Consider the following 20,375-nt stretch of genomic DNA (forward strand, 5'->3'; position numbering starts at 1 on the left):
GGTACCGGTGCGGTTATACGTCTTTGTAAAAAATTGATATGTTATGTATTCCAATAAGACTGACCTGTTAGGGGAGATAGAAGGATATATCAGTTCATTGCTGAACAGGGGGCTGGCGGCGCCGGTTTCGTTTCACACCATAGCCCATACCCGCACCGTGGTAACGGCAGTTACGGAAATAGGCGCCGCCAGCGGGCTTACACCCGCCCAGCTGGAACTGGTGCAGATAGCCGCCTGGTTTCATGATGCGGGTTATTGCTATACGTACATAGGCCATGAAGAGGAAAGCAAAAAGATAGCGCGGCAGTACCTGACACAACACGGGATGCCCGACGCAGCCATACAGCAGGTACTGGCCTGCATTGAAGCCACTAAAATGCCGCAGCATCCTTTAACGCTTATGGAAGAAGTGCTTTGTGATGCGGACCTTTACCACCTGTCGCAGGATAATTACCAGGAAGAAGAGGCGCTGCTCCGGGAAGAATGGGCGGGCTGCCTGTTCCGGTGTTTTACGGATGAGGAATGGAACCGCATGAATGATGCCTTCCTCATCCGGCACCAATACTTTACCGACTACGGACGAAGGGTATTACAGGAAAGAAAGGAGATGTGGTTGAAAAAAAGAGACAACAGGCAGGCAGACATCTGAAAAAATGGTAGCTTCCCACTATAGAAATCAGTAATGGAAACAAACCAGGTCACTACTTTACGCCAGCATTTCAATGAAACCATTGAAAGATGGATGGCTCACCTCAACGACTACACGTTAGAAATGCTTTGCCGGAAACCCCGCGAGGACGCGTGGTCGCTGGGACAGGTATACCTGCACATTATAGCAGATACCGGCTATTTTGTGGAGCAAATGCAAGCTGCTTTGCTGGACAATGCCAACCATGATAAAGCCATGCACAAACATGCCAAAGTGATGTTTGCCAATAATGCCTTCCCGGATATGTTGTTAGGAAACCCCTCCAATGATCCTTATTCAAGACAACCCCAAAGTAAAGACGAGTTATTGCAGGGCCTGTTGCGTTTAAAGCAGGAGGTGAATGCCATCGATTTTTCAACGGCAGGCGGAAAAACCGAACATCCGGGTTTGCTCTTTTTTAATTCGCTGGAATGGCTTCAGTTTGCAGAGATGCACATGAGACATCATTTGAGGCAGAAAGAGAGGATTGATGAACAACTCTTCAGATAAAAAATGAAGCAGAAAATAGTCATTACACTTATAGCGGTTCTGATGGCGGTTCATGTAAATGGGCAGCCGGAAAGGGTGGCGTCTATAGACTGCATCCTGACTGAAATGGCCCGGCAGGACCAGTTTTCAGGGGCAGTGCTCATCGCAGACCGGTCGGGTGTATTGCTTTCCAAAGGTTATGGCTATTCCGACCGGGAACATAGAATAAAAAATACGCCCGATACGAAGTTTAGCTTGTCATCAGGGTCGAAGATCATTACAGGAACGGCTATTGCCTGTCTTGCGCAGGAAGGTAAATTAAAAGTAACGGATACTCTCGGGCAATACCTGAAGGGATTTGCCGGAGGAGATAAGATCACTATCCACCAGATGCTTACTCATTCGGCGGGGTTGGATGATTTCTTTAAAGCAAAGAACTTCAGCTATGAAGGCGTGAAGAACTGCACGGATATGTTACCTTTTATGAGAGGGTTACCATTGGTATACACTCCAGGTGATAGTTGCCTTTATTCAACAGGCGATTGTATTGTACTTGGGGCGATCATAGAAAAGATTACGGGTATGTCTTTCCAGGATTATATCAGGAAGCGATTCGTTGAGCCGTTGAGGTTAGTGAATACCAATTTTACTGCTTATGGGGAATTGGATGAAGGCCAACGGGGTTATGCTATTGGTTATCGTAAAACAGATACGGCCGGATATAAACGTATCCCTTATAATTACGACAATGGTGCTATCCCGCTGTCGGCGGGCGGGGCCTGGAGCAGCGTAACAGATCTGTATCGTTTTGATAAAGCCGTATTTTCAGGTGAAATACTGAATAAAGAATACCTGGCGCAAATGACGGCCAGGTATACTTCTCAATGGGAGCATACTCACTTTGGTTATATCTGGATAACCACTGATAAGCAGGGCTATTACAGTATCGGGCATGCCGGAGATAGTTCAGGATGGCATGCCATGAACGACTATTACCCCAAACAGCAATACACGATCATCATTTTAACAAATTTAGGATCAGTAGACTTATATGATCTTTCAAAGAGATTTGAAGAGATGTTGTTCCCGGTTAGCTTTACTAACTAAGGAAGGATCTCCACTTCCTCCGGGATCACAAAGAACAGCACACAGCCGGTGTTGCTGGTAACAGAATGCCGGAAGCCCGGTGGTGTATACAGGTAGTCGCCCGCCAGCAGTGTAGTATGTTCCAGTACGGCGTCGCCACTCAGCACAAAGATTTCTTCACCTCCCGGATGGTTATGATACGGATAATGGGCGCCTGGCTCAAATTTGAGCAGGATGGTTGTAGAGCGCCCGGCGGCTTCGTCGTACCGGAGCGACTTTACGAATATTCCTTTATAGTGAATATTTTTCTCTACGAGTGGTTGCCATTCAACCTGGTTACTTTTAGTGATGTAGTGATTGATATCAGTGTTCATGATTTTATTTTTTATTTGGTTAAGTATTGATCAATGCTCCATTTGCCTGCGGGCATGGTAGCTAAAAGGAAAGCGGCTGCGCTGAAAGTAAAAACGGAGTAGTCCAGGGGTTCTTTCAGCCCGAAAGAGTAGGTCATGCTAACCGCAAACAGGCAGGTGAGTATCATGGCGCCGGTAGCCGCCAGCGACGTTTTGAACCCCAGCAGCAGTAAAATGCCCAGCAATGTTTCAAGAATAGTGCTGGTTACCGCCAGTGCAGGGATCATTTTTTTGGGTGCAAATGAATTTACCTGGGCGGTATACTGCAGGAACTTTTCCCATCCCGATGACTGTTGTCCCCATAAACCCAACCTGCTTGCTACTGCAGATAAGAAGCCTGTTGCCAGTGCAAGCCGGAGTAGCAGGGAAGCGATGTGTTGATAAGTTTTCATGTACCAGTTGTTTAACTGATACAAAGGTGGGATTTATAGGTAGCCCTGGGAATAGAGAATCCTGCAAAAAGCATGTAATATTTACCCGGCGAACTGTTCTTTATAAAGTTTGGGGGAGATCTGTGTTTGTTTTTTGAAGAAGTTGGAAAAATAGAAAGGGTCGTTGAAGCCGAGTTTATATGCGACTTCTTTTACAGACAGATCGCCATAGGTAAGCATTCGTTTTGCTTCAGATGTAACAAGGCCGTAAATCACGTTCTGGGCTGTTTTACCGGCATGGAGCTTCGCCAGTTCATTGAGTTTAGCCTCCGTAGTGCCGAGCAGCTTTGCAAATTGTGCGAGGGTATAGTTATGCTCGAAGTTATCCCTTACGGCTTCCAGGAACCTCAGGAATAGCGCTTCCGGTTTCCAGATCTCATCGCCACGTTTCACCTTTGCCCGGTTGATGGACACCAGTATCAGGGCCACGCGGCTATGCACGGAAATGAGGTATTGGTAAGGTTGCTCCTGTAGTTCTTCCCGGATGAGGGCCAGTTGTGTTTCCATGATATCTTTATCCACAGGGATTACCTCATTCATGGCGAAGTGGCAGAAAAGCCCGTTGTGAAAAATGAGTTCAATATCCTTATCATCTTTACAGAAAAAATCCAGTGTAAATTCCAGCACAAATCCTTTGGCTTTTTGGGCCGGCTGGATACTGTGTACCTGGCCGGAGGTAATAGTGATAACGTCGCCCGGTTTCAGGTTAAATACAGTATGATCTGCCTGTACATTTAGTTTTCCTGCTGTACAGTAAACCAATACATACTTCATGATGCGCCGCGGTTTGTCGGAAAACGGGCTATGGTCCAGGTCTTTTATTTCAATCATCCTGTAGATGGTGGTTGTGTTACCGAAGGTAGTATTTTAAACGGTATCCTGAATCTGCATGTTTAATATTTCCGATACGCATTTACAGTGCGTATCGGAAGCGGATTTTTATAAAGACAATTTCTTTATTGAAACCCCAAAACCAAATTAAAAATGACATTTAAAAATGTAACTGAATTGACAGGAACTGCCGGCACAACTAATGGAGAACTTTGCCATCTGTTGGGATATAATAATCCGGCTGATGGAGGAGGTGGCGTATTTTACTGGGATAGTACTTCTTCTTTAAATCCCAACCTGGGTACTATATTCAAAGTGGGTAATCTACCCGGCAGGTGGATCAGGAATATTGATGGAGACATTGTAAATGTCCTGTGGTTTGGCGCTTCAGGAAATCCTGCCATTGATTCAACCGCCGCATTGCAGGATGCCGTCCGGGTAGCAAATGCTTATTCGGCCACTTCGCCGGATCCGGGTTCCACTTATTATGGGAATAAGCCTACGTTATATTTCCCCAGGGGCGACCGGTACACCTGCAAAGCTACCCTCAATATTGCCGCCGGTGTGAATGTGGAAATGGAAGCGCCGGTAAGTTTTGTTGATCCTACTGATTCACTGCCGGGTATGGTGATAGGAAGTGACAGCGTGGCCAATGCATCCGTAAAACTCAGCCTCCGGATCGTTAAGGAAACAATATCAGCCTGGACAAATGAAAGCTGTATTGGGGTAAAGCTCATTAACCTTTTATCGTCAAGACTAAACCTGGAATTTGTAAGTTCCTTTACCATTAATGTGCAACTACTTGGTAGTGGACAATGCGCCTACAACAGGGTGGGGATAGGTACATTAAAAGATGGAAAAATACAGCTGGACCTGCAGGCGTCAGGAACAGATGGGTTTTGTAATGAGAACGTTTTTACCGGCGGGCGATTCAGCGTGAACTCAGTAAGTACCCTGGCGGATAAAGCAAGGTATGGCGTGAGGATAGGCATGTCGGGAACAACCGCGCACATACCCAATAACAATGTATTTTATAAACCCAGTTTTGAGCTGAGTGAGTCATACATCACTGATCCAACCGTTACGGAGTGCCGCGCCGTATTAATAAACCGGGGAATTAATAACCGGGTATGGGATGCACGGAATGAAAACAGCGGGAAGTGTTCAATGAAAATCACCGGTGCAGACAGCGTGCAGAATAGTGTTTATATCGGATATACCGATTTATCTGCCAACGAGGTAAATAATGCTGCTGTTCAGATAGAGGATGGAAGTAAATCCCGCAACAACCGGGTGGCTAATTATCCAAACTATTATAACGACGCCGTTAATAACAGCAATTGCTGGCAATCGCTTTTCCTGCCATTGCACATCAATAAGTATAACAGTACCAATTACTTTTTCAGGGGACTACATTGTGCCGATAAGGCCAGCAGCGCTGTACTGCCGTCAAGACTTGTTGCGGCAGTGACAGCCAGTTATGTTGAAATTTCCGGTAACACCGGCATTGGTGTTTTTATCAATACTTCTTCCGCGAAGAAATTTATTGTAAGAAAGAACGTAGATGCCGGATTTGGCGGTAGGGTATCCGTTGTTTGTTACGATAGTACAGGTAATATACTGGCGCCCGTAATCGGAGCCAACCTCTTTTCACCGCATTTGACAATAGTTAATGCAGGACAGTTTGGAGGATGTTATCTGAACAGTTCAGATGTTGATTTTGCAACCAGTTTTACCGTGGGGGACAATGTAGCGTTTATAAGGGTGATATTAACATCCGGTACAGCGAATCTGAGGATAAGATCATTCTCGGTGGCTACGCTCGACTTTAAACAGATAACAGCCTACACTGGTCTTGAAGCAGCAGGTATTGATCACAATTTATCTTATGCGGCCGTTGTGCCAACGGAAGTGAAGCCTAAAGGAACGATCATATACAACGACTGGAGTATAACAACCGGACATCTCTGCTGGAGAAATGCAAATGGAGGTACTACCTGGAATGAATTGTAAGCAGTAACACTTGAAAGCCCGCCTGGAGCGGGCTTTCAAAATGGCGAATGGAATATTAGTAAGTTTCCTGCAGACTATTTTAGCACTACTAAAGAATTATTATTAATTTCCGGTATAAAAAATTACGATGCGCCATCTATTCAAACTATGCCTGTTACTTTCTGTTTATCTGCCAGCGATGGCTCAGAAACCCGCTAATGAACTACATTTTACCAGCAGCCAGCAACAGCTGATCACCGTGTACAAGGGAACTATTTTCGTGAATGGTAATAAAGCCTTTGTGCTGCATGAAGACATTATTAACTACAAAAGTAAACGCAACCGCCTGGTGGAGAACGGTAAATCCGTTTTTCTTTTCCTGGAAGTAAACGGGAGCCCCAACAAGAACCGGTTGTATGTGTTCAATATTGATCACTCCCTGGCAGACTCGCTGTTGAGTGCAGTGAGTTCAGATGTGAAAGACTGGGATCGTGACGGTAACCTTGAATTTGGAGGCAGTGATCTCACTGAGGTACACCCCGCTGCTGATTCGATGTATTACGTCCCATCGAAGTTCTATGAAATAAAACGTGGCAAGATCACCTATGATGCTGAGCTGACGGAAACCACTGATAAAAAAGTCAATGGTATTTTCCTGGCCCCGCCATTGAACAGCAGCAGTACAGTAATACCTAAACCAAAGAAGCGTTACTAGCGGATAGTTAAATTTCCTGGTCGTTGTTCTTTTCTCTTTGCTCCGCCTTCCAGATAAGGAGGTCGATTCCTGACAACCCGGAAGGGTGGGAGGAAGCGTCCTCCTTATCTGTTTTTTCTTTCTTTACAACCGGTGTAACCGGCGTGAGCGTTTTAAAATCATTTGCAAAATCGGTGGTTGCCGGCCGGTTGTTTTCCCAGAACTTCGACAGGAAGTTTAAGGCTTGCTGGGGCGTATCTATCTTCTCTTCTTCCTTCAGTAATTCCAGCAGCTTTAAATCGAATCTTACCGGTACCGGCTTGTTTTTTTCTTTTGCCATAGCTATAAAGGTACTACCTTACCCGCACACCAGGAAAAGATATCCGCTTTGTGACGGCAGCAGCTGAACAACCCTTTTATCAGTACATCTTCTTTCTGAAATTATATATTGCCATACCCGACAGCAGCGAAGTGAAAACCACCAGCGAAAGAATACTTTGCCAGATGGCGCCGCTCCCATTTTCATAATAACGCTTTAGTTTGAACTGGCTCCAGTCGATACTTTTAGCCGGCTGGTCCTGGAAAATGGCCGGATAAAAATACAGGCGTAGCTGTTCGTGATAATTTCTGAGCGCCTGCTGAAAATCCAGGTGCTGCTGAAGATCAGATCCGGCAATTCCATTCAGCGTGAGCTGGGTTTGAATACCGGGAAGGATAAACGCCACGGCATTTGTAAAATCGTTTCTCTGCGCCAGTTTGTGTTGCATGGACCTGGCGCCGGGTGCGGCCTGGTCGTCGCCGTTTTGCTGCATGGCGAAGTACCAATACCAGCTGAACGCCAGTTCCTCAGGGAAGGGATATTTCTTAAACTGTGGATAATGCCGGTAAAATGAATTGAGTGCAACACGCTTGTCCATGTCCCATTTTTCATGATATCCCTCCCGCTGCATCACCACGGTTTCCAGCGCTTCCGGAACAGGATATTTCCGGGTAAGCCAAACATTCACCAAAGCAGGCGCGAGGATGTTCAGTACCACCCAACATGAAATAAGCGTAACTGCATTCACGCTGGAAGATTTCCCCCGCGAAATAACCCAGAAGGAGAGCGCGAACCAGAACAGCAGGTACAGGCTCAATACCACGATTACGGTCAACAAACGAAGGTCTGCTGCAAGCCGGAGGTAAACACCCGCTGCAGCCATCAATACCAGCACCGTCAGGTAAATGGCGGCCATTCTTATAGCAAACTTCCGCCATAGTATTTTCAATGGAGTGGCCGATTGAGAACGAAGCAGCCCCCATATACCGGATTCCTGTTCTCCCGAAAGTAAATTATAGGTAAATGCAATGATGATAAGGGGAAATATGAAGATAAATACAAAAGCCAGGTCCATATTGCCCAGGAGCAGGGTGGTAGGGTTGTTAAGGTCGGTATCATAGAGTTGCCCTTCCAGGCCCAGCGTGGTAACCCCGATGAGATAAGGATTGATGTCGCGCTGACCATTGGAAAAAGCCGCCCAGTTGCGCGGCTCGCTGGCCATCGAAAATTTGGTATGATATAACACCAGTCCCAGTTCTTTACCAAAGTATTTAATATTCCTGGCGGTATTTTCGGTCTGTAGTTTTTCCGCTTTGCGGATCACTTCTTTCTGCCTCTCTATAAAATTCTTTCCAAAATACAACCCGGCAAACCCGCTGATCAGCAGGATGAGTATCCCTGTCAGCAGTGTTTTATTCCTGAAGAAGATCTTGCATTCCAATAAATATATACGTCGATCCATATTCGCTGTTATAAAGTTTTAACCCATTTTGATGATAGCAGCAGGCATCCCAGCAAGGCCATTAACCAGCAGAGCAGGGAAACGATGGTGCTGATGTGATGCGATATCACCTGGTTAACTGGTTTAAACACATACTTAAAATCGGCCTGCTCCGCCCAGTGGGCACGGCTGATGGTTAAAGGCTTATCCTTTTCCCCGGGGGGCGTGTTGCTGATCTTTTCTTTCTGCAATTTATTCATCCGCTGGGCGAGCCCGTAACGGTAGACTTCTGCCTGATCCTGGAAATCGGCAAAGGTGTTAAAGTCGGAGGCCGTGAGCGCCATGGAGAGATTCTTAATAGCGAGGAACGGGTTCAGGTAGCCCGCTGCCACCTGGAAACTGTTTTGCTGCTCAAATGTTTTTGTAAGCGCTTTCTGATGACGGGTATAAATATCCGCCGAAATCCTTTCCCCTTCAGCCATTACATAGCCACCGTAATTAAAGGGAAGATCTTTGACATCATTTACCCCGTACTGTTTTAATACGTCTGCCCGGAACTTTGCATAATGCGGATCATCCGGATTATGGCTATCCCCCTGCTGGTGAAGGTCTGATTCAACGGCAGCTGCAAATTCAATTTTCGATGGAGAAGGATACACTTTAACGCCAATGGCCTGCGTAATCCTGGGCATCACAATGGTAAAGAACACCCAGCAGGCCAGCAACGTAGTAAGGGCTGCCCTCGATGTTTTGTGAACGGCCGACACTACCACGGCAATACCGGCACAAATGATAAAGTAAACAGCATAAGCCAGTACCAGTAATAAAAGACGGATGGCCGCATCGGCCGTTACCTGCCAGTGACTGAGCATGGCCCACATGAAAATGGTGAGCAAAATGACCGGGATAAAAAGTGTAAAGCTAACGGCAATGATCCCTGCAATTTTTCCTGTTAACAACGCCCGCCAGCTAACGCCCTGGCAAAGCAGTATTTTTAACGTACCATTTTCGCGTTCTGCGGAAATACTGTTGTACCCAAGAAAAAAGATCAGCAACGGAACAAGTAGCTGCAACACCATTGCCACGCTCATTTCCCCGAAACGAAGCATACCATTGGAGAAGCCGGCTTCGCTGAAGTTAACGGTATTTTGTTTGTGCGCTTCCAGGAAAATGGATACGCCTGCGAAGCTTTCAATACCAAAATCAAAAAAGCTCAGTTCATGTTTATCACGGAAAGCGAGGTAGCCATAATGGGCCATCCGGTGCGGGTGCTTATCAGGCTTGGCCAGCCATTGCTGGCGGACGATTTGTTTGTATTTCAATCGCTGACCATTCTGGATATTAAAGTTCTGCCACCCGATATATGTTGCCAGGCACAATGCAAGTCCGAGTATCAGGGTGAGAGCCAGCGTGGCTTTATTCCTGAAGGATGCTTTCCAGGTGCTGCCTGCAATTAGAAAGATTGTTTTCATGCGGTCAGAATTTATAGGTAGCGTTGAACATCACATTTCTGGGAGAACCGGGGAAAAGGCGGAGATAATTCTGCGCACCTATCCAATAGGTTTTGTTCAGGATGTTACCGATATTCAATGCCAGTTGTATCCTTGTTTTTGCCGGGCTATAATATAAAGCGGCATCCAGTAAAGTGTATGCGGGTAGCGTAAAATCGCGGATGTACCACGGCAATTTGTTGCCGCTGTATTGGACGCCGGCGCCAAAGCCAATTCCTTTTAACAGGCTATTGTCGTTCAGATCATAGCGGGTCCACAGGCTGCCGCTGTGTTGGGGCGTGTTCTGTACGCGCTCACCTTTTAGTTTTGGATTTAAGTCTTCGAGGATGATGGCATCCACAAAACTATACCCTGCATTAAACTGCCAGTTGGGTCTGATAAACCCCGAGGCTTCGAGTTCTACTCCGCGGCTGCGTTGCGCGCCCCTTTCCACCAGCCGGTTCACATCTTCAGGGTCGTTGGCATTCATCAGCAAATTTTTCTGATTGATTTCAAAAAGGGAGATGTTCACCATCAGCAGGTCATTCAGCCAGGTTGATTTTGCCCCGATCTCTTTAAGATCGCTTTCCAGCGGTTTATAGTTGGTGCCTGCCGGCGGCGGCACCACCACCAGTGTAGAGGTATTGCCCTGCGGCTGGTAGCCGCGGAGGTAGGTACTGTACAGGTTTATATTGGGAGTGATGGCATAGGTAACACCTATGCGGGGCAGCAGTTTCTGCTGGGAAATTTTCTTTTCATTAGGAAGTTTATAGTTGCTGAAATCTTCATACCATTCCTGCCGCAGGCCAAGCGTGAGGGTGAGCTTCTGATAGTTCACCTGGTCCTGGATATATACACCGTTAACGAGGTAGTAAGCGGGAGGAATTTCTGTTCTGCCGAAAATATAATCGCCCAGGTTACGGATGGTATAACTGGGATTGGCCAGGTTAAAGAAGTCCACATTAGGTACTGGTGCATTTACGCCGTTAATTGTTTTAAAAAGATAGAGCTCTTTCTTTGCCGGATCGTACCGTGTGGCGATGGTGCCATCTTTCAGCCGGTAGCCCTGGGCAGAGTTTTCGCCGCCGCCCCGGTATTTCTGTGTGTTCATGCGGTCGTATCCCACTACGATCTTATGATTTACAGCGCCGGTGTTGGCGTTGATGCTGAAATAAGCGCTGAGGTTATCTGTATTCCATTTCTGTTGCCGTTGTACGGCGCGCATGCCGGCTAAGGTGGGGATAGGAGCATTGTTTTCATCTACGCCAAACGCATTGGTGGTGCGGTGTTCGAAGAGGTCTTCATTCCAGGTTTGCTTCATGTAGGCAACATTGAAAACTACCTTTGATGTAAAGGCGTGGGAGCCGTTAATCATCAGCATCAGGTCCTGTGTATTGAAATAGTCGTTGCTGCCACCCATATTAAAATTGACAGGCGTGCTGTTCAGGTTGGTTTGCCCGGCGATGGCGCCGAATATGGCTTGTCCGCGGTCCAGCCTGGAGTTGCTGTTATTCATCACCAGTTCTACGTTCATGCTGGTGCTTTGATTGGGCACATAGGAAAACGAAGGTGAAATCAGGTATGCTTTTTTGTATTGCAGGTCGCGGAAACTTTTGCTGTTTTCGTATCCTACATTCAGGCGGTACAGCAGTGTTTTTTCCTTGTTCAACGGACCGGTGAAATCGAGTGCGGCTCTTATAGTGCTGAAGCTGCCGGTGGAGATGCTTACCTGTTTCCTGTTTTCCGTGAGTGGTTTTTTTGTCACCATATTGATACTGCCACCGGGATCAACACTGGAAAAAGTAGCGCTGGCGGGACCTTTAATCACTTCAATGCGTTCCAGGTTATTGGTCAACGGCTGATTAAAAAAGTACTGGCGCGTGCGCATGCCATTGATGATAGCGCCTTCTTCATTCTGACTGATACCGCGTATGGCAAACTGGTTATAGTAGCTGCTCTGGGAAACGCCGGTTACATTCTTTACGGCATCAGCCAGCGTAAATGCCTGCCGGTCGGCGATCAGTTCTTTTGATACCGAAGAAATAGCCTGCGGAATATCTTTGTTGGGAGATGCGATCTTTGTGGCCGAGAAGGAATAGTCGCCATAATACTTTTGTGCGTTGGTACCGGTGATTTCTACCGTTTGTAATTCCACTTTTTTTCGGGAAGAATCAATAACCTTTGTTTGCGCCGTTGCCACCGGTGACAAATACACAAAGCCTGTTACCAGGAATAAGTTCCTGGCCACCGGGTAAGAAGAAAGAAATTTCATGAAGTATGTAACTAAATGGTTTGTAAGTATAGTTCCTGGAGATCGCGGGCATTGATATCGCCGGCGTTTAAGGTATGCACAAGCTGACCTTTGCGCATGATGCCAATCCGGGCGCCTACATTAACGGCGTTGAAGATATCGTGCGTAGCCATTAACACGGATTTACCCTGCCTGCCCAGTTCCCGGACCAATCCCGTGAATTCATCGGTGGCTTTGGGATCCAGTCCGCTGGTGGGTTCATCCATGAGGATCACATCCGCATTTTTTGCCAGCGCTATGGCGATGCCTACTTTTTGCCGCATGCCTTTGCTGAAGCCGGAGAGGTGCTTGTCGTGCGCCTCCTGCTGTAAGCCGCAATCAGAAAGAAAAGCAGTGAGCCTGGCTTTATCATACTTAAAACCGGCCAGCCGGCTGAAGTAGTCCAGGTTTTCGGTGGCGGTTAAACTGCCATACAGCATGACCACTTCGGGGATATACGCCAGGTGTTTGCGCGTTTCGGCGTCGCCGGGCAGCACTTCTTTCTGGTGGATCATTACTTTCCCCGATGTAGGCGCTGTAAAGCCCAGGAACAGGTTGATGGTAGTGGTTTTGCCTGCGCCGTTCTGGCCCAGCAAACAGAAAATTTCACCTGGCTTAACTTCCAGGTTGAGATTGTCCAGCGCAACGTGCGACTGGTAATGTTTTGATAACGATATTGCCTGAAGCATAGAAAATAGAATATAAGCAGCAATACACCTCCCGTATAGCAGGTGTGAAAAATCAGGAACCGGATGTTACATCCAATAGCAGTAAATGATTTAGCAGAAAGCGGGAGGCCCTTTATTTGTACAGGAAAGCAGGTAGCCGGAATAAGCCTGTACGCGGAAAAGTGAAGCGGTTGTTTTTTTAACCGGGGAGATGAATACCAGGTGAGGCAATTGTGTTGGCAGGAAGTGATGCGACTGATGTTTTATCAGATCGCACAGCTTACACTTTGCATGGACCGTATTGAATTGATGATCGCCGGTATCCGTATGTTTTTTTAGCAGCAGTTCAGTGCCGGGGTTGCAGTGATGATGGTGGAAAGCCTCTATCAGCGGGGCACTCAGGAAGATGAGCAATAGAAATATTGCTCCGGTCCTGGAGAGTAGCTGAAGGCGGTATTTTTGTTTTTTATTCAAAATATGCAACGAAGTTACAATTTTCATTAAAACGGAGGAAGTTTTATTTTGGGGAGATGGAACAGGAGTAAATTAAAATGCCCGATGATTCAAAAAATCACCGGGCATTTTAATAAAATTCCCCGCTTAGTTCTTCAGATCAAAACTGATAAAAATATTACTCAACGTAGCCAGCAGTGAATTAGCACTTGTTGGCGGCGTGGTACCAGGTGTTCCTGTATTGCCTGATGCGTTGAAAGAAAAACTATTGATGGTGCTGAGGGCCGCCAGTTCCCCGGTAGCCGGGAAGTTTGTTAAGGAAGAAGCGCCTTGTATCAGCACATCATTTACCCATAGATTATAGGTTTGTGCCGGCAGTGTATAGCTGTTGGCGCCTTTTGTATAATTCTCTCCTGCGCTGCTGTTGTTGCAGTATAATTCAATTTTATAGTTCCCGGTTTTATTGAATACCGTATTGTTGATGGTGGTGTATCCGAAGGTAGCATTGCGGTAGGAGAGGGTGGCAAAATTGCCGCCGTAAAAATCCAGGCGGATAGCTGCGAAAACGCCGGGCGTGTTAACGGAAGTGAGCTGGTTGGTGTTATTAAAGGTACTGCTGCTGGTGGTGCTGTAGCCAAACGGAATGATCAGCTGGCCGTTTGTTAAGGCAGCATTGAGGTTGAGATTAAAAGTGAGTGCGGCCAGTGGCTTTGCCTCGTCGATATTATACCACGAAAGTTTTGCCGGGGTGTTGGTGGAGCTGGCGGCGATTTTCAGGCCGGGAGGATTAGTGCCGGGTTGTAGCTGAAAGTATCCGCCGCAGGTGGCCGGCAGAAATACCCGTCCGTAGCCATATGGCGGAGCGGGGAGAAAGCCGGGAGTTCCTTTTACGGAAACAGAGGCTTTGGCAGCGGTGGAGTCGGTGAAGGTGGCAGACGCCGGTGAGCTGAGGTCAAATTTCCAGGTGATGTAGGGATGCGCCCATCCGGTGCTGCTGTTTATTTTGTCGTGAATAGCATTGAGCAGGGAAAGCGATCCGCTTGCATCCTGGAGTACCTGCCAGAACATAATGCCGCCGGCTTCCTGCTGGGCATAGGCTGTTTTATTCTGAATGGTGGGGATGCCGTTGTAGTTAACTACGTTTCCATCTGTGCGCCGTACGGTGTCTTTGTTTTCGGCGCCGGGATATTGTGCGGTGATCTCACTGAATTTCATGGATTGTAAATTGCCGGATGCCGTGTATAGTCCGTAGAACGGCACGCCTACCACTATTTTATTTGCTGCCAGTCCTCGTTGTCCTTTCCAGTATTCTACATGTTGTTTCGCATAGCTGTATGGCGAATGTTCGTCGCCGGCTTTGTCGTAGGCCATTACGTTTATAAAGTCAAAGGCAGTGAGACAGGAATCTGTAACACGGTCACGCGTCCACCAGGCAACGGCTGCGGTGAGCAGTTTTCCGTTGGGTTTGAGTTGAGCCGACAGTCCGGTGATAAATGCTTCGTAGTTTTCATCGATGTTATCTCCTTCCAGGTCTACATCGATACCATCCACATTGTATTGTGATACGAGGTTGACCACTTTGGTAATGAAAGCCGCCCTGTTGGCTGCGGTGAGCAGGTTGGCATACTGGCTCTGATTGGAGCCGCCACCGAGCGACAACAGCACTTTAACGTTGTTAAGATGCGCTTTTGACACAATGGTATCCAGCCCGGTGCCTTGTGATGCAGGGAAGTTACCGTTTACATCCGGGTTAAAGAAAGCAATGTTCAGGTGGGTGACTTTGGAGAAATCAAAGGCATTGATATGATCTGCGAGTGTGGAAGTATATTTAGGCAGATAGGCTACTATCTTAAACCCGGTTTCTTCCAGCTGCAGTGTGGACATATGCCCTGTTTTGTTTGCGTTAAGCATATACCGGATTTTTGTACAGCCGGAAATAAGTAACACCAGGATAGCGGATACGACTAGTTTTTGTTTCATTTTCTTTGGTTTAAATGAACAGTAAATGATAAGCGGAAATGTTTTAAATAGCTGGTTTTGCCCGGTGCGGAAATTACCGGGAACCCCTGATCTGGTTGATGTTATACAATCGGGTAGCCGTCATCGTTATACCACTAAAGAAGTGGTACAATAATGCAGCATGGAAGCCTGTCTTTTAAGACCTGCTTTCTCAATAATGGGAGATGTGTTTTTGGGCGAACGTTTTTTTACCTATTTTCGTGTACGTACACAAAAATAGCCTTTATTTCTTCATTTCCAAGTTTTACAATAAAAATATCAGGCATTAGTGTGGGAGGCAGGAATAGATGAAAACAGGATTAAATTAGTATTTTTGATGTATTACCGGCTGGTATAGCAGGTTTTGCCGGAACAGGCATACCTTCGCTGCTGTAAGCCGAATAATTGAATGCTCAATAAACCAGTTAATGAAAGATACAAAAGAAGCAGCATTGGTAGGAGTGAAGGAAATTGCCCGCAGGGCAAATGTTTCCATCGGCACTGTAGACAGGGTACTGAATAACCGTACGGGTGTGGCGGATAAAACGAGGGAAAAGGTACTGGAGATTATTAAGGACCTGGATTATCAGCCAAATATTATGGCAAGGCGATTGGCATCCAAAAGGCTTCTTCACCTGGCGGTGCTGATCCCGGCGGCTTCCGGCGAAACAGGATACTGGAATGCGCCACTGAATGGTATCAGGCAGGCGGCTGCCGGTATACGTGACTTTGGGGTAACCGTGGAAATTTACTTTTTTGATCAGAACGATAAAACTACGTTCACTGCCAGGGCCAACGAAATTTTAAAGAAGGAATACCAGGGTATCCTGCTGGCGCCTATGTTTGAAGAGGAGTCATTGAATTTTACTAAGAAATGCCGGGCAAAGAAGATCCCTTTCGTATTTATTAACTCAGATATCGAAACAGCCGGAAGCCTCACGTATATTGGGCCGGACCTGTACCAGAGCGGTTACCTCGCGGCGCATCTCATCAGCTATCTTGTAAGGGAAGGGCAGCAGGTACTGATTGTTAATATATCAAGGGAAATGGACCTGCATCATCACCTGCTCAGGAAAGAAGAAGGGTTCCGGGCATATTATAAGGCACATCCTGCAGACATCCAGATAAGAAAAACCGATATCCGGCAAACCGATTATAAATCTGTAAAAAGTAAATTACACAAAGCACTGGCGAAAACGCCGGTGGATATAATTTTTGTTACCAATTCGCGTGTAGCCACGGTAGGGCGTTACCTGGAAGAAGCCGGTCTTGGCCACATCAAACTGATAGGCTATGATTTCCTTGCAGAGAATATCGACTATCTCAAAAAGTCGGTGATCGATTTCCTCATTTGCCAGAAGCCGCAGGAGCAGGGACACAAAGGCATCATGGCTTTATACGACCACCTGGTTCACGGCGCTGTGATTGAACAGCAGCAGTACATGCCTATTGATATCATCACAAGGGAAAACTATCTCAACTACAGGAATTAACCCTGTTTTTATCTCTCCGGAAAAAAAATATTTTACGATAGATAGCATTTTCTGATTTTTATTTCTATATTCGTGTACGTTAACGAAATGAGGGATATTGTAATTCCTTTACCTCTTTCGTTAAACGTGCAGGAATTGTGCTTTGGGGCGATTCCTCTTTTTTACCTTTTTTTCGTGTACGTTAACGGTCGTAATTTCAGCCATCGTTTTTAACAGCCTGTATTATTTCATCGTTGTTGCCAGGGAGTATTTAGTCAACCAGAATGCGCTGCGCTTTATTCCGGATAAAGTGAAGCCGGGCGGGTATTTATTGATCACTGCTTGTACTTATCGAATTAGGCCAGAACCAAAATCACTACCACCATGAATGCAATTGTCAAGTTTAAACATCTGTACTTATGTATAACGATGTTGGCGGCTTCCCGGCATTATGCCGCTGCGCAGGCCCCCGCTGTTATAAAGGGCATCATCACCGATGAAAAAGGCGCTATCATTCCCGGCGCAAGTATCTTCAATAAAAACAGTAAGGAAACGGCCATTTCGGCGGGCGACGGTGGTTATTCCATCAAAGCCACGGGCGGCGACAGTATCATCATCCAGATGATTGGATACGAACGTACCGGCTTCCTCACCAGAACGCAACGCCTCATGAACGTAAGGCTGCAGTCGCGTTCAGAAACACTCAGAGATGTAGTGGTAACCGCCCTCGGTATCCGGAGAGAAGAACGGGAGCTGGGCTACGCATTTTCCGAAGTAAAAGGAGATGATATCAACAAAGCAAAAGAAACCAACGTGATCAATTCCCTCGCAGGAAAAGTGCCGGGCCTGATCATCAACAGTACGGCCGGAGGCCCCTCTGGTTCTTCAAGGGTTATCATCCGCGGAAATACCAGTATTACCGGCAACAACCAGCCACTATATGTTATCGACGGTATCCCGATGGATAATTCCAACTACGGCCAGGTTGGCGATACCAAGTTCGCGGAAGGCGTGGATATGGGCGATGCCATCTCCGCTATTAACCCGGATGATATCGATAAAATCAGCGTACTGAAAGGCCCCTCTGCCGCTGCATTATATGGTAGCAGCGCAGCCAACGGCGTAATCCTTATCACTACCAAAAAGGGCGCGAAGTCGAAGGAATTGGGCGTGGAACTGAACAGCACCGCTACCATTGAAAACCAGCTTACAAAAGTAGATGGCAACCAATACCTGTATGGACAGGGCCGTTCCGGGCAATTGCCGCAGGATCAGTCGCAGGCGCAAAGCACTATGTTCACCAATTTCGGACCCCGGTTGGATCCCAGTCTGAATGCCATCGGATTCGACGGCGTAACCAGGCCCTATGCCCTCGCAAAAGATAATTTCGGAAGCTTCTTCAGAACAGGATCTTCCCTGAATAATACACTGTCGCTCACCAACGCAACGGACCGGTCCAACTTCCGCTTCTCCGTTTCAGACCTGCGGTATAAAGACATCCTGCCGAACAGTGATATCCGCCGCAATAATTTTACATTCAGTGGCCGGTCTAAATTCGGCAGCAAACTCGATGTAGATGTAAGGGCCACTTATTTGAACGAAAGGGTTAACAACAGGGCCGGACTGGGAGATGCGCCCACCAACATTGGCCAGAATTTTAACGGCCTGGCCAATAACATCGATCAATCTGTTTTTTCCGATACCTATAAATCCGACAAAGGTGAATACGTGGAATGGGGTGGCGGCGCTTACCGCCTGAATCCTTACTGGATCCTTTATGAAATGTCGAACGTTACGCTGAAAGACAGGCTCACCGGTGCTTTCAATGCTACCTATACGGTTAACAGCTGGCTCAGTTTCCTGGCAAGGGCTTCCACCGATATCACTTTCCTGGACTACCGGAAATACAGTCCGCGTACAACACCGCTGGCGCTTTCGGGCATGATGAATGTACTGGACCAGAAGTACTCCACCACCCAGGCCGATTTCATGGCTACCCTTACCAAAAAAATTACACCCGATCTTAACTTCTCTGCACGCCTCGGCGCCAGCCTTAACCAGCGTATCAGGAAAGGCACTACCGCCACTTATTCCAATATGACGGTAACAGATGTTATCAGCATCAACAGCTACCAGGATAAAAGTATCGAAGAAAATAACAGCCGCAGGGAAATAAGATCCGCCTATGGATTGTTCACCTTTGGCTATAAGAATTATCTCTACCTCGATGCTACGGTGAGAACCGATGCTTCGTCTACCTTACCCGAAAACAACAACGTATATACCTATCCATCCGTATCTGCCAGTTTCATTTTTACCGACGCGTTTAAAATGAAGAGCGATGTATTGTCGTTCGGAAAGCTGAGGGCTTCCTGGGCAGAAGTAGGTAACGACACTGATCCTTACATGCTGGATGTGTATTACAGTCTTTACCCACTGGCATTTAACGGTGTGCAACCGGCTAACCTGGCCACCAAAATATTACCGAACATTAACCTGAAACCCACCAGGACCCGCTCATTTGAAGCCGGTACCAATCTGAAATTCTTTAACGGCCGTCTCAATTTTGATGCAACATATTACACCTCCCGCTCCAGGGACCAGATCAATATTGTACCGGCGCCTATCTCTTCCGGGTATCCGAAACAGATCATCAACGCCGGTATGATCACCAATAAAGGAATAGAATTGTTATTGTCCGGTACACCTGTATCTAAAAAGGATTTCTCCTGGGATCTCACATTGAATTTTGCACGCAACATCAATAACGTAGAATCACTGGCAGATGATGTACCGTTTATTGCTTTATCAGAAGCAAGATGGCTTGGCCTGCTGGTGGCCGCTATGCCCGGTCAGAAATACGGCGCTATCCTCGGATATGACTACCAGAGAGATCCGGACGGAAACATTATCCTTAACCCATCTTCACTAAATCCGATACCTACACCCGACAGAAAAGTATTGGGCAAAGGCGTGTTCGACTGGACCGGTGGTGTGATGAGCCGTTTTACCTATAAGAATTTCAGTCTCAATGCCGCATTCGACATCAAATACGGCGCTGATATTTTCTCTATGACAGACCTGTTCTCCGTAGTAAGAGGCAGCAGCGTGAAAACATTACCGGGCCGCGAGGAATGGATCCTTTCAGAACAGGAAAGGCTCGCTGCCAAAAAAACTCCCGGCGAATGGCAGGCAGCCGGAAATGTAAAAGGATATGTGCCTGAAGGCGTAGTACAAACCGGCACCGATGCAGGCGGCAAACCGGTATACACAAAAAATACACGGGCAGTAGATCCCTCTGTTTACTGGGGTGGTTTTTATTCCGATGGTAATGGTATCGCGGTGCCGTTTATTTACAAAGCTACCTATGTAAAAGTGCGGGAAATCACGCTGACGTACAGGTTGCCGGGCGCCTTCAACAGGAAGTTAGCGATCAAAGATGCGGCGGTTGGTTTGGTAGCGAGGAATCCGTTTATCATCTATAAAGATATCCCCAACGTGGATCCGGATTCCAATTATAATAACGGTAACGGCCAGGGACTGGAGTATGGATCACTTCCATCAAGACGGGGCTGGGGAATTAACCTGAATGTCAAGTTCTAAATGATCACAACATGACA

Annotated in this window: 17 protein-coding genes; 7 read left to right on the top strand and 10 right to left on the bottom strand. The window is 46.9% G+C overall.

Annotated features, from left to right (window positions below; genetic code table 11):
* Window positions 1–43: 43 nt before the first annotated feature.
* From PV783_RS12935 to PV783_RS12945, 3 genes are read left to right on the top strand one after another with little or no spacing between them, the layout of a single operon-like run.
* Window positions 44–649 carry an HD domain-containing protein gene (locus PV783_RS12935; RefSeq protein ID WP_079468393.1) on the top strand — a complete coding sequence of 202 codons (606 nt, stop codon included), beginning with the start codon at window positions 44–46 and terminating at the stop codon, window positions 647–649.
* 33 nt (window positions 650–682) lie between these two features.
* Entirely contained in the window at window positions 683–1,198 is a 516-nt protein-coding gene (locus tag PV783_RS12940; RefSeq protein WP_420988269.1) for a DinB family protein, read from the top strand.
* A 3-nt stretch (window positions 1,199–1,201) separates the two neighbouring features.
* Window positions 1,202–2,284: a serine hydrolase domain-containing protein gene (locus PV783_RS12945; protein WP_420988270.1), complete on the top strand. Its 1,083-nt coding sequence runs from the start codon at window positions 1,202–1,204 to the stop codon at window positions 2,282–2,284.
* Here the strand turns inward: PV783_RS12945 and PV783_RS12950 are convergent.
* The 3 genes from PV783_RS12950 to PV783_RS12960 form a co-directional block, all read right to left on the bottom strand.
* Window positions 2,281–2,637: a cupin domain-containing protein gene (locus PV783_RS12950; RefSeq protein ID WP_111580163.1), complete on the bottom strand. Its 357-nt coding sequence runs from the start codon at window positions 2,635–2,637 to the stop codon at window positions 2,281–2,283. The genes PV783_RS12945 and PV783_RS12950 overlap by 4 nt on opposite strands.
* Before the next feature lie 11 nt (window positions 2,638–2,648).
* Window positions 2,649–3,068, bottom strand: a complete 420-nt coding sequence (locus PV783_RS12955; RefSeq protein WP_420988271.1) for a TQO small subunit DoxD — start codon at window positions 3,066–3,068, stop codon at window positions 2,649–2,651.
* 81 nt (window positions 3,069–3,149) lie between these two features.
* Entirely contained in the window at window positions 3,150–3,938 is a 789-nt protein-coding gene (locus PV783_RS12960) for a helix-turn-helix domain-containing protein (protein ID WP_420988272.1), read from the bottom strand.
* Window positions 3,939–4,091: 153 nt separating this feature from the next.
* On the opposite strand from PV783_RS12960, the gene PV783_RS12965 reads away from it, so the two are divergent.
* Both PV783_RS12965 and PV783_RS12970 read left to right on the top strand, forming a co-directional pair.
* Window positions 4,092–5,951 carry a hypothetical protein gene (locus PV783_RS12965; RefSeq protein ID WP_420988273.1) on the top strand — a complete coding sequence of 620 codons (1,860 nt, stop codon included), beginning with the start codon at window positions 4,092–4,094 and terminating at the stop codon, window positions 5,949–5,951.
* Between the two features lie 127 nt (window positions 5,952–6,078).
* Window positions 6,079–6,645, top strand: a complete 567-nt coding sequence (locus PV783_RS12970) for a hypothetical protein (RefSeq protein WP_143313498.1) — start codon at window positions 6,079–6,081, stop codon at window positions 6,643–6,645.
* Between the two features lie 7 nt (window positions 6,646–6,652).
* Here PV783_RS12970 and PV783_RS12975 read toward each other — a convergent pair whose 3' ends face one another.
* The 7 genes from PV783_RS12975 to PV783_RS13005 all read right to left on the bottom strand — a co-directional run bounded on the left by PV783_RS12975 (window position 6,653) and on the right by PV783_RS13005 (window position 15,265).
* A complete protein-coding gene (locus PV783_RS12975; RefSeq protein ID WP_079468386.1) occupies window positions 6,653–6,964 on the bottom strand; it encodes a hypothetical protein in 312 nt (103 codons plus the stop codon).
* A 79-nt stretch (window positions 6,965–7,043) separates the two neighbouring features.
* Entirely contained in the window at window positions 7,044–8,405 is a 1,362-nt protein-coding gene (locus tag PV783_RS12980) for a DUF3526 domain-containing protein (protein ID WP_420988274.1), read from the bottom strand.
* An 8-nt stretch (window positions 8,406–8,413) separates the two neighbouring features.
* A complete protein-coding gene (locus tag PV783_RS12985) occupies window positions 8,414–9,856 on the bottom strand; it encodes an ABC transporter permease (protein WP_420988275.1) in 1,443 nt (480 codons plus the stop codon).
* A 4-nt stretch (window positions 9,857–9,860) separates the two neighbouring features.
* Entirely contained in the window at window positions 9,861–12,146 is a 2,286-nt protein-coding gene (locus PV783_RS12990; protein WP_420988276.1) for a TonB-dependent siderophore receptor, read from the bottom strand.
* A gap of 11 nt (window positions 12,147–12,157) precedes the next feature.
* Window positions 12,158–12,853, bottom strand: coding sequence for an ABC transporter ATP-binding protein (locus tag PV783_RS12995; RefSeq protein ID WP_420988277.1), 696 nt, complete (start codon window positions 12,851–12,853; stop codon window positions 12,158–12,160).
* 90 nt (window positions 12,854–12,943) lie between these two features.
* Window positions 12,944–13,333: a hypothetical protein gene (locus PV783_RS13000; RefSeq protein ID WP_079468381.1), complete on the bottom strand. Its 390-nt coding sequence runs from the start codon at window positions 13,331–13,333 to the stop codon at window positions 12,944–12,946.
* A gap of 99 nt (window positions 13,334–13,432) precedes the next feature.
* Window positions 13,433–15,265 carry a glycosyl hydrolase family 18 protein gene (locus PV783_RS13005; RefSeq protein ID WP_420988278.1) on the bottom strand — a complete coding sequence of 611 codons (1,833 nt, stop codon included), beginning with the start codon at window positions 15,263–15,265 and terminating at the stop codon, window positions 13,433–13,435.
* Window positions 15,266–15,711: 446 nt separating this feature from the next.
* Between PV783_RS13005 and PV783_RS13010 the strand changes: the two genes are divergently transcribed.
* Together PV783_RS13010 and PV783_RS13015 are read left to right on the top strand one after the other, a co-directional pair.
* The gene (locus tag PV783_RS13010; RefSeq protein ID WP_420988279.1) at window positions 15,712–16,776 is read left to right on the top strand and encodes a substrate-binding domain-containing protein; all 1,065 of its coding nucleotides are present in this window, start codon (window positions 15,712–15,714) and stop codon (window positions 16,774–16,776) included.
* A 363-nt stretch (window positions 16,777–17,139) separates the two neighbouring features.
* Window positions 17,140–20,358 carry a SusC/RagA family TonB-linked outer membrane protein gene (locus PV783_RS13015; protein ID WP_420988280.1) on the top strand — a complete coding sequence of 1,073 codons (3,219 nt, stop codon included), beginning with the start codon at window positions 17,140–17,142 and terminating at the stop codon, window positions 20,356–20,358.
* Window positions 20,359–20,375 lie beyond the last annotated feature (17 nt).

The organism is Chitinophaga sp. CC14, from assembly GCF_048957795.1.
In the GTDB taxonomy this organism is placed as follows: domain Bacteria; phylum Bacteroidota; class Bacteroidia; order Chitinophagales; family Chitinophagaceae; genus Chitinophaga; species Chitinophaga ginsengisegetis.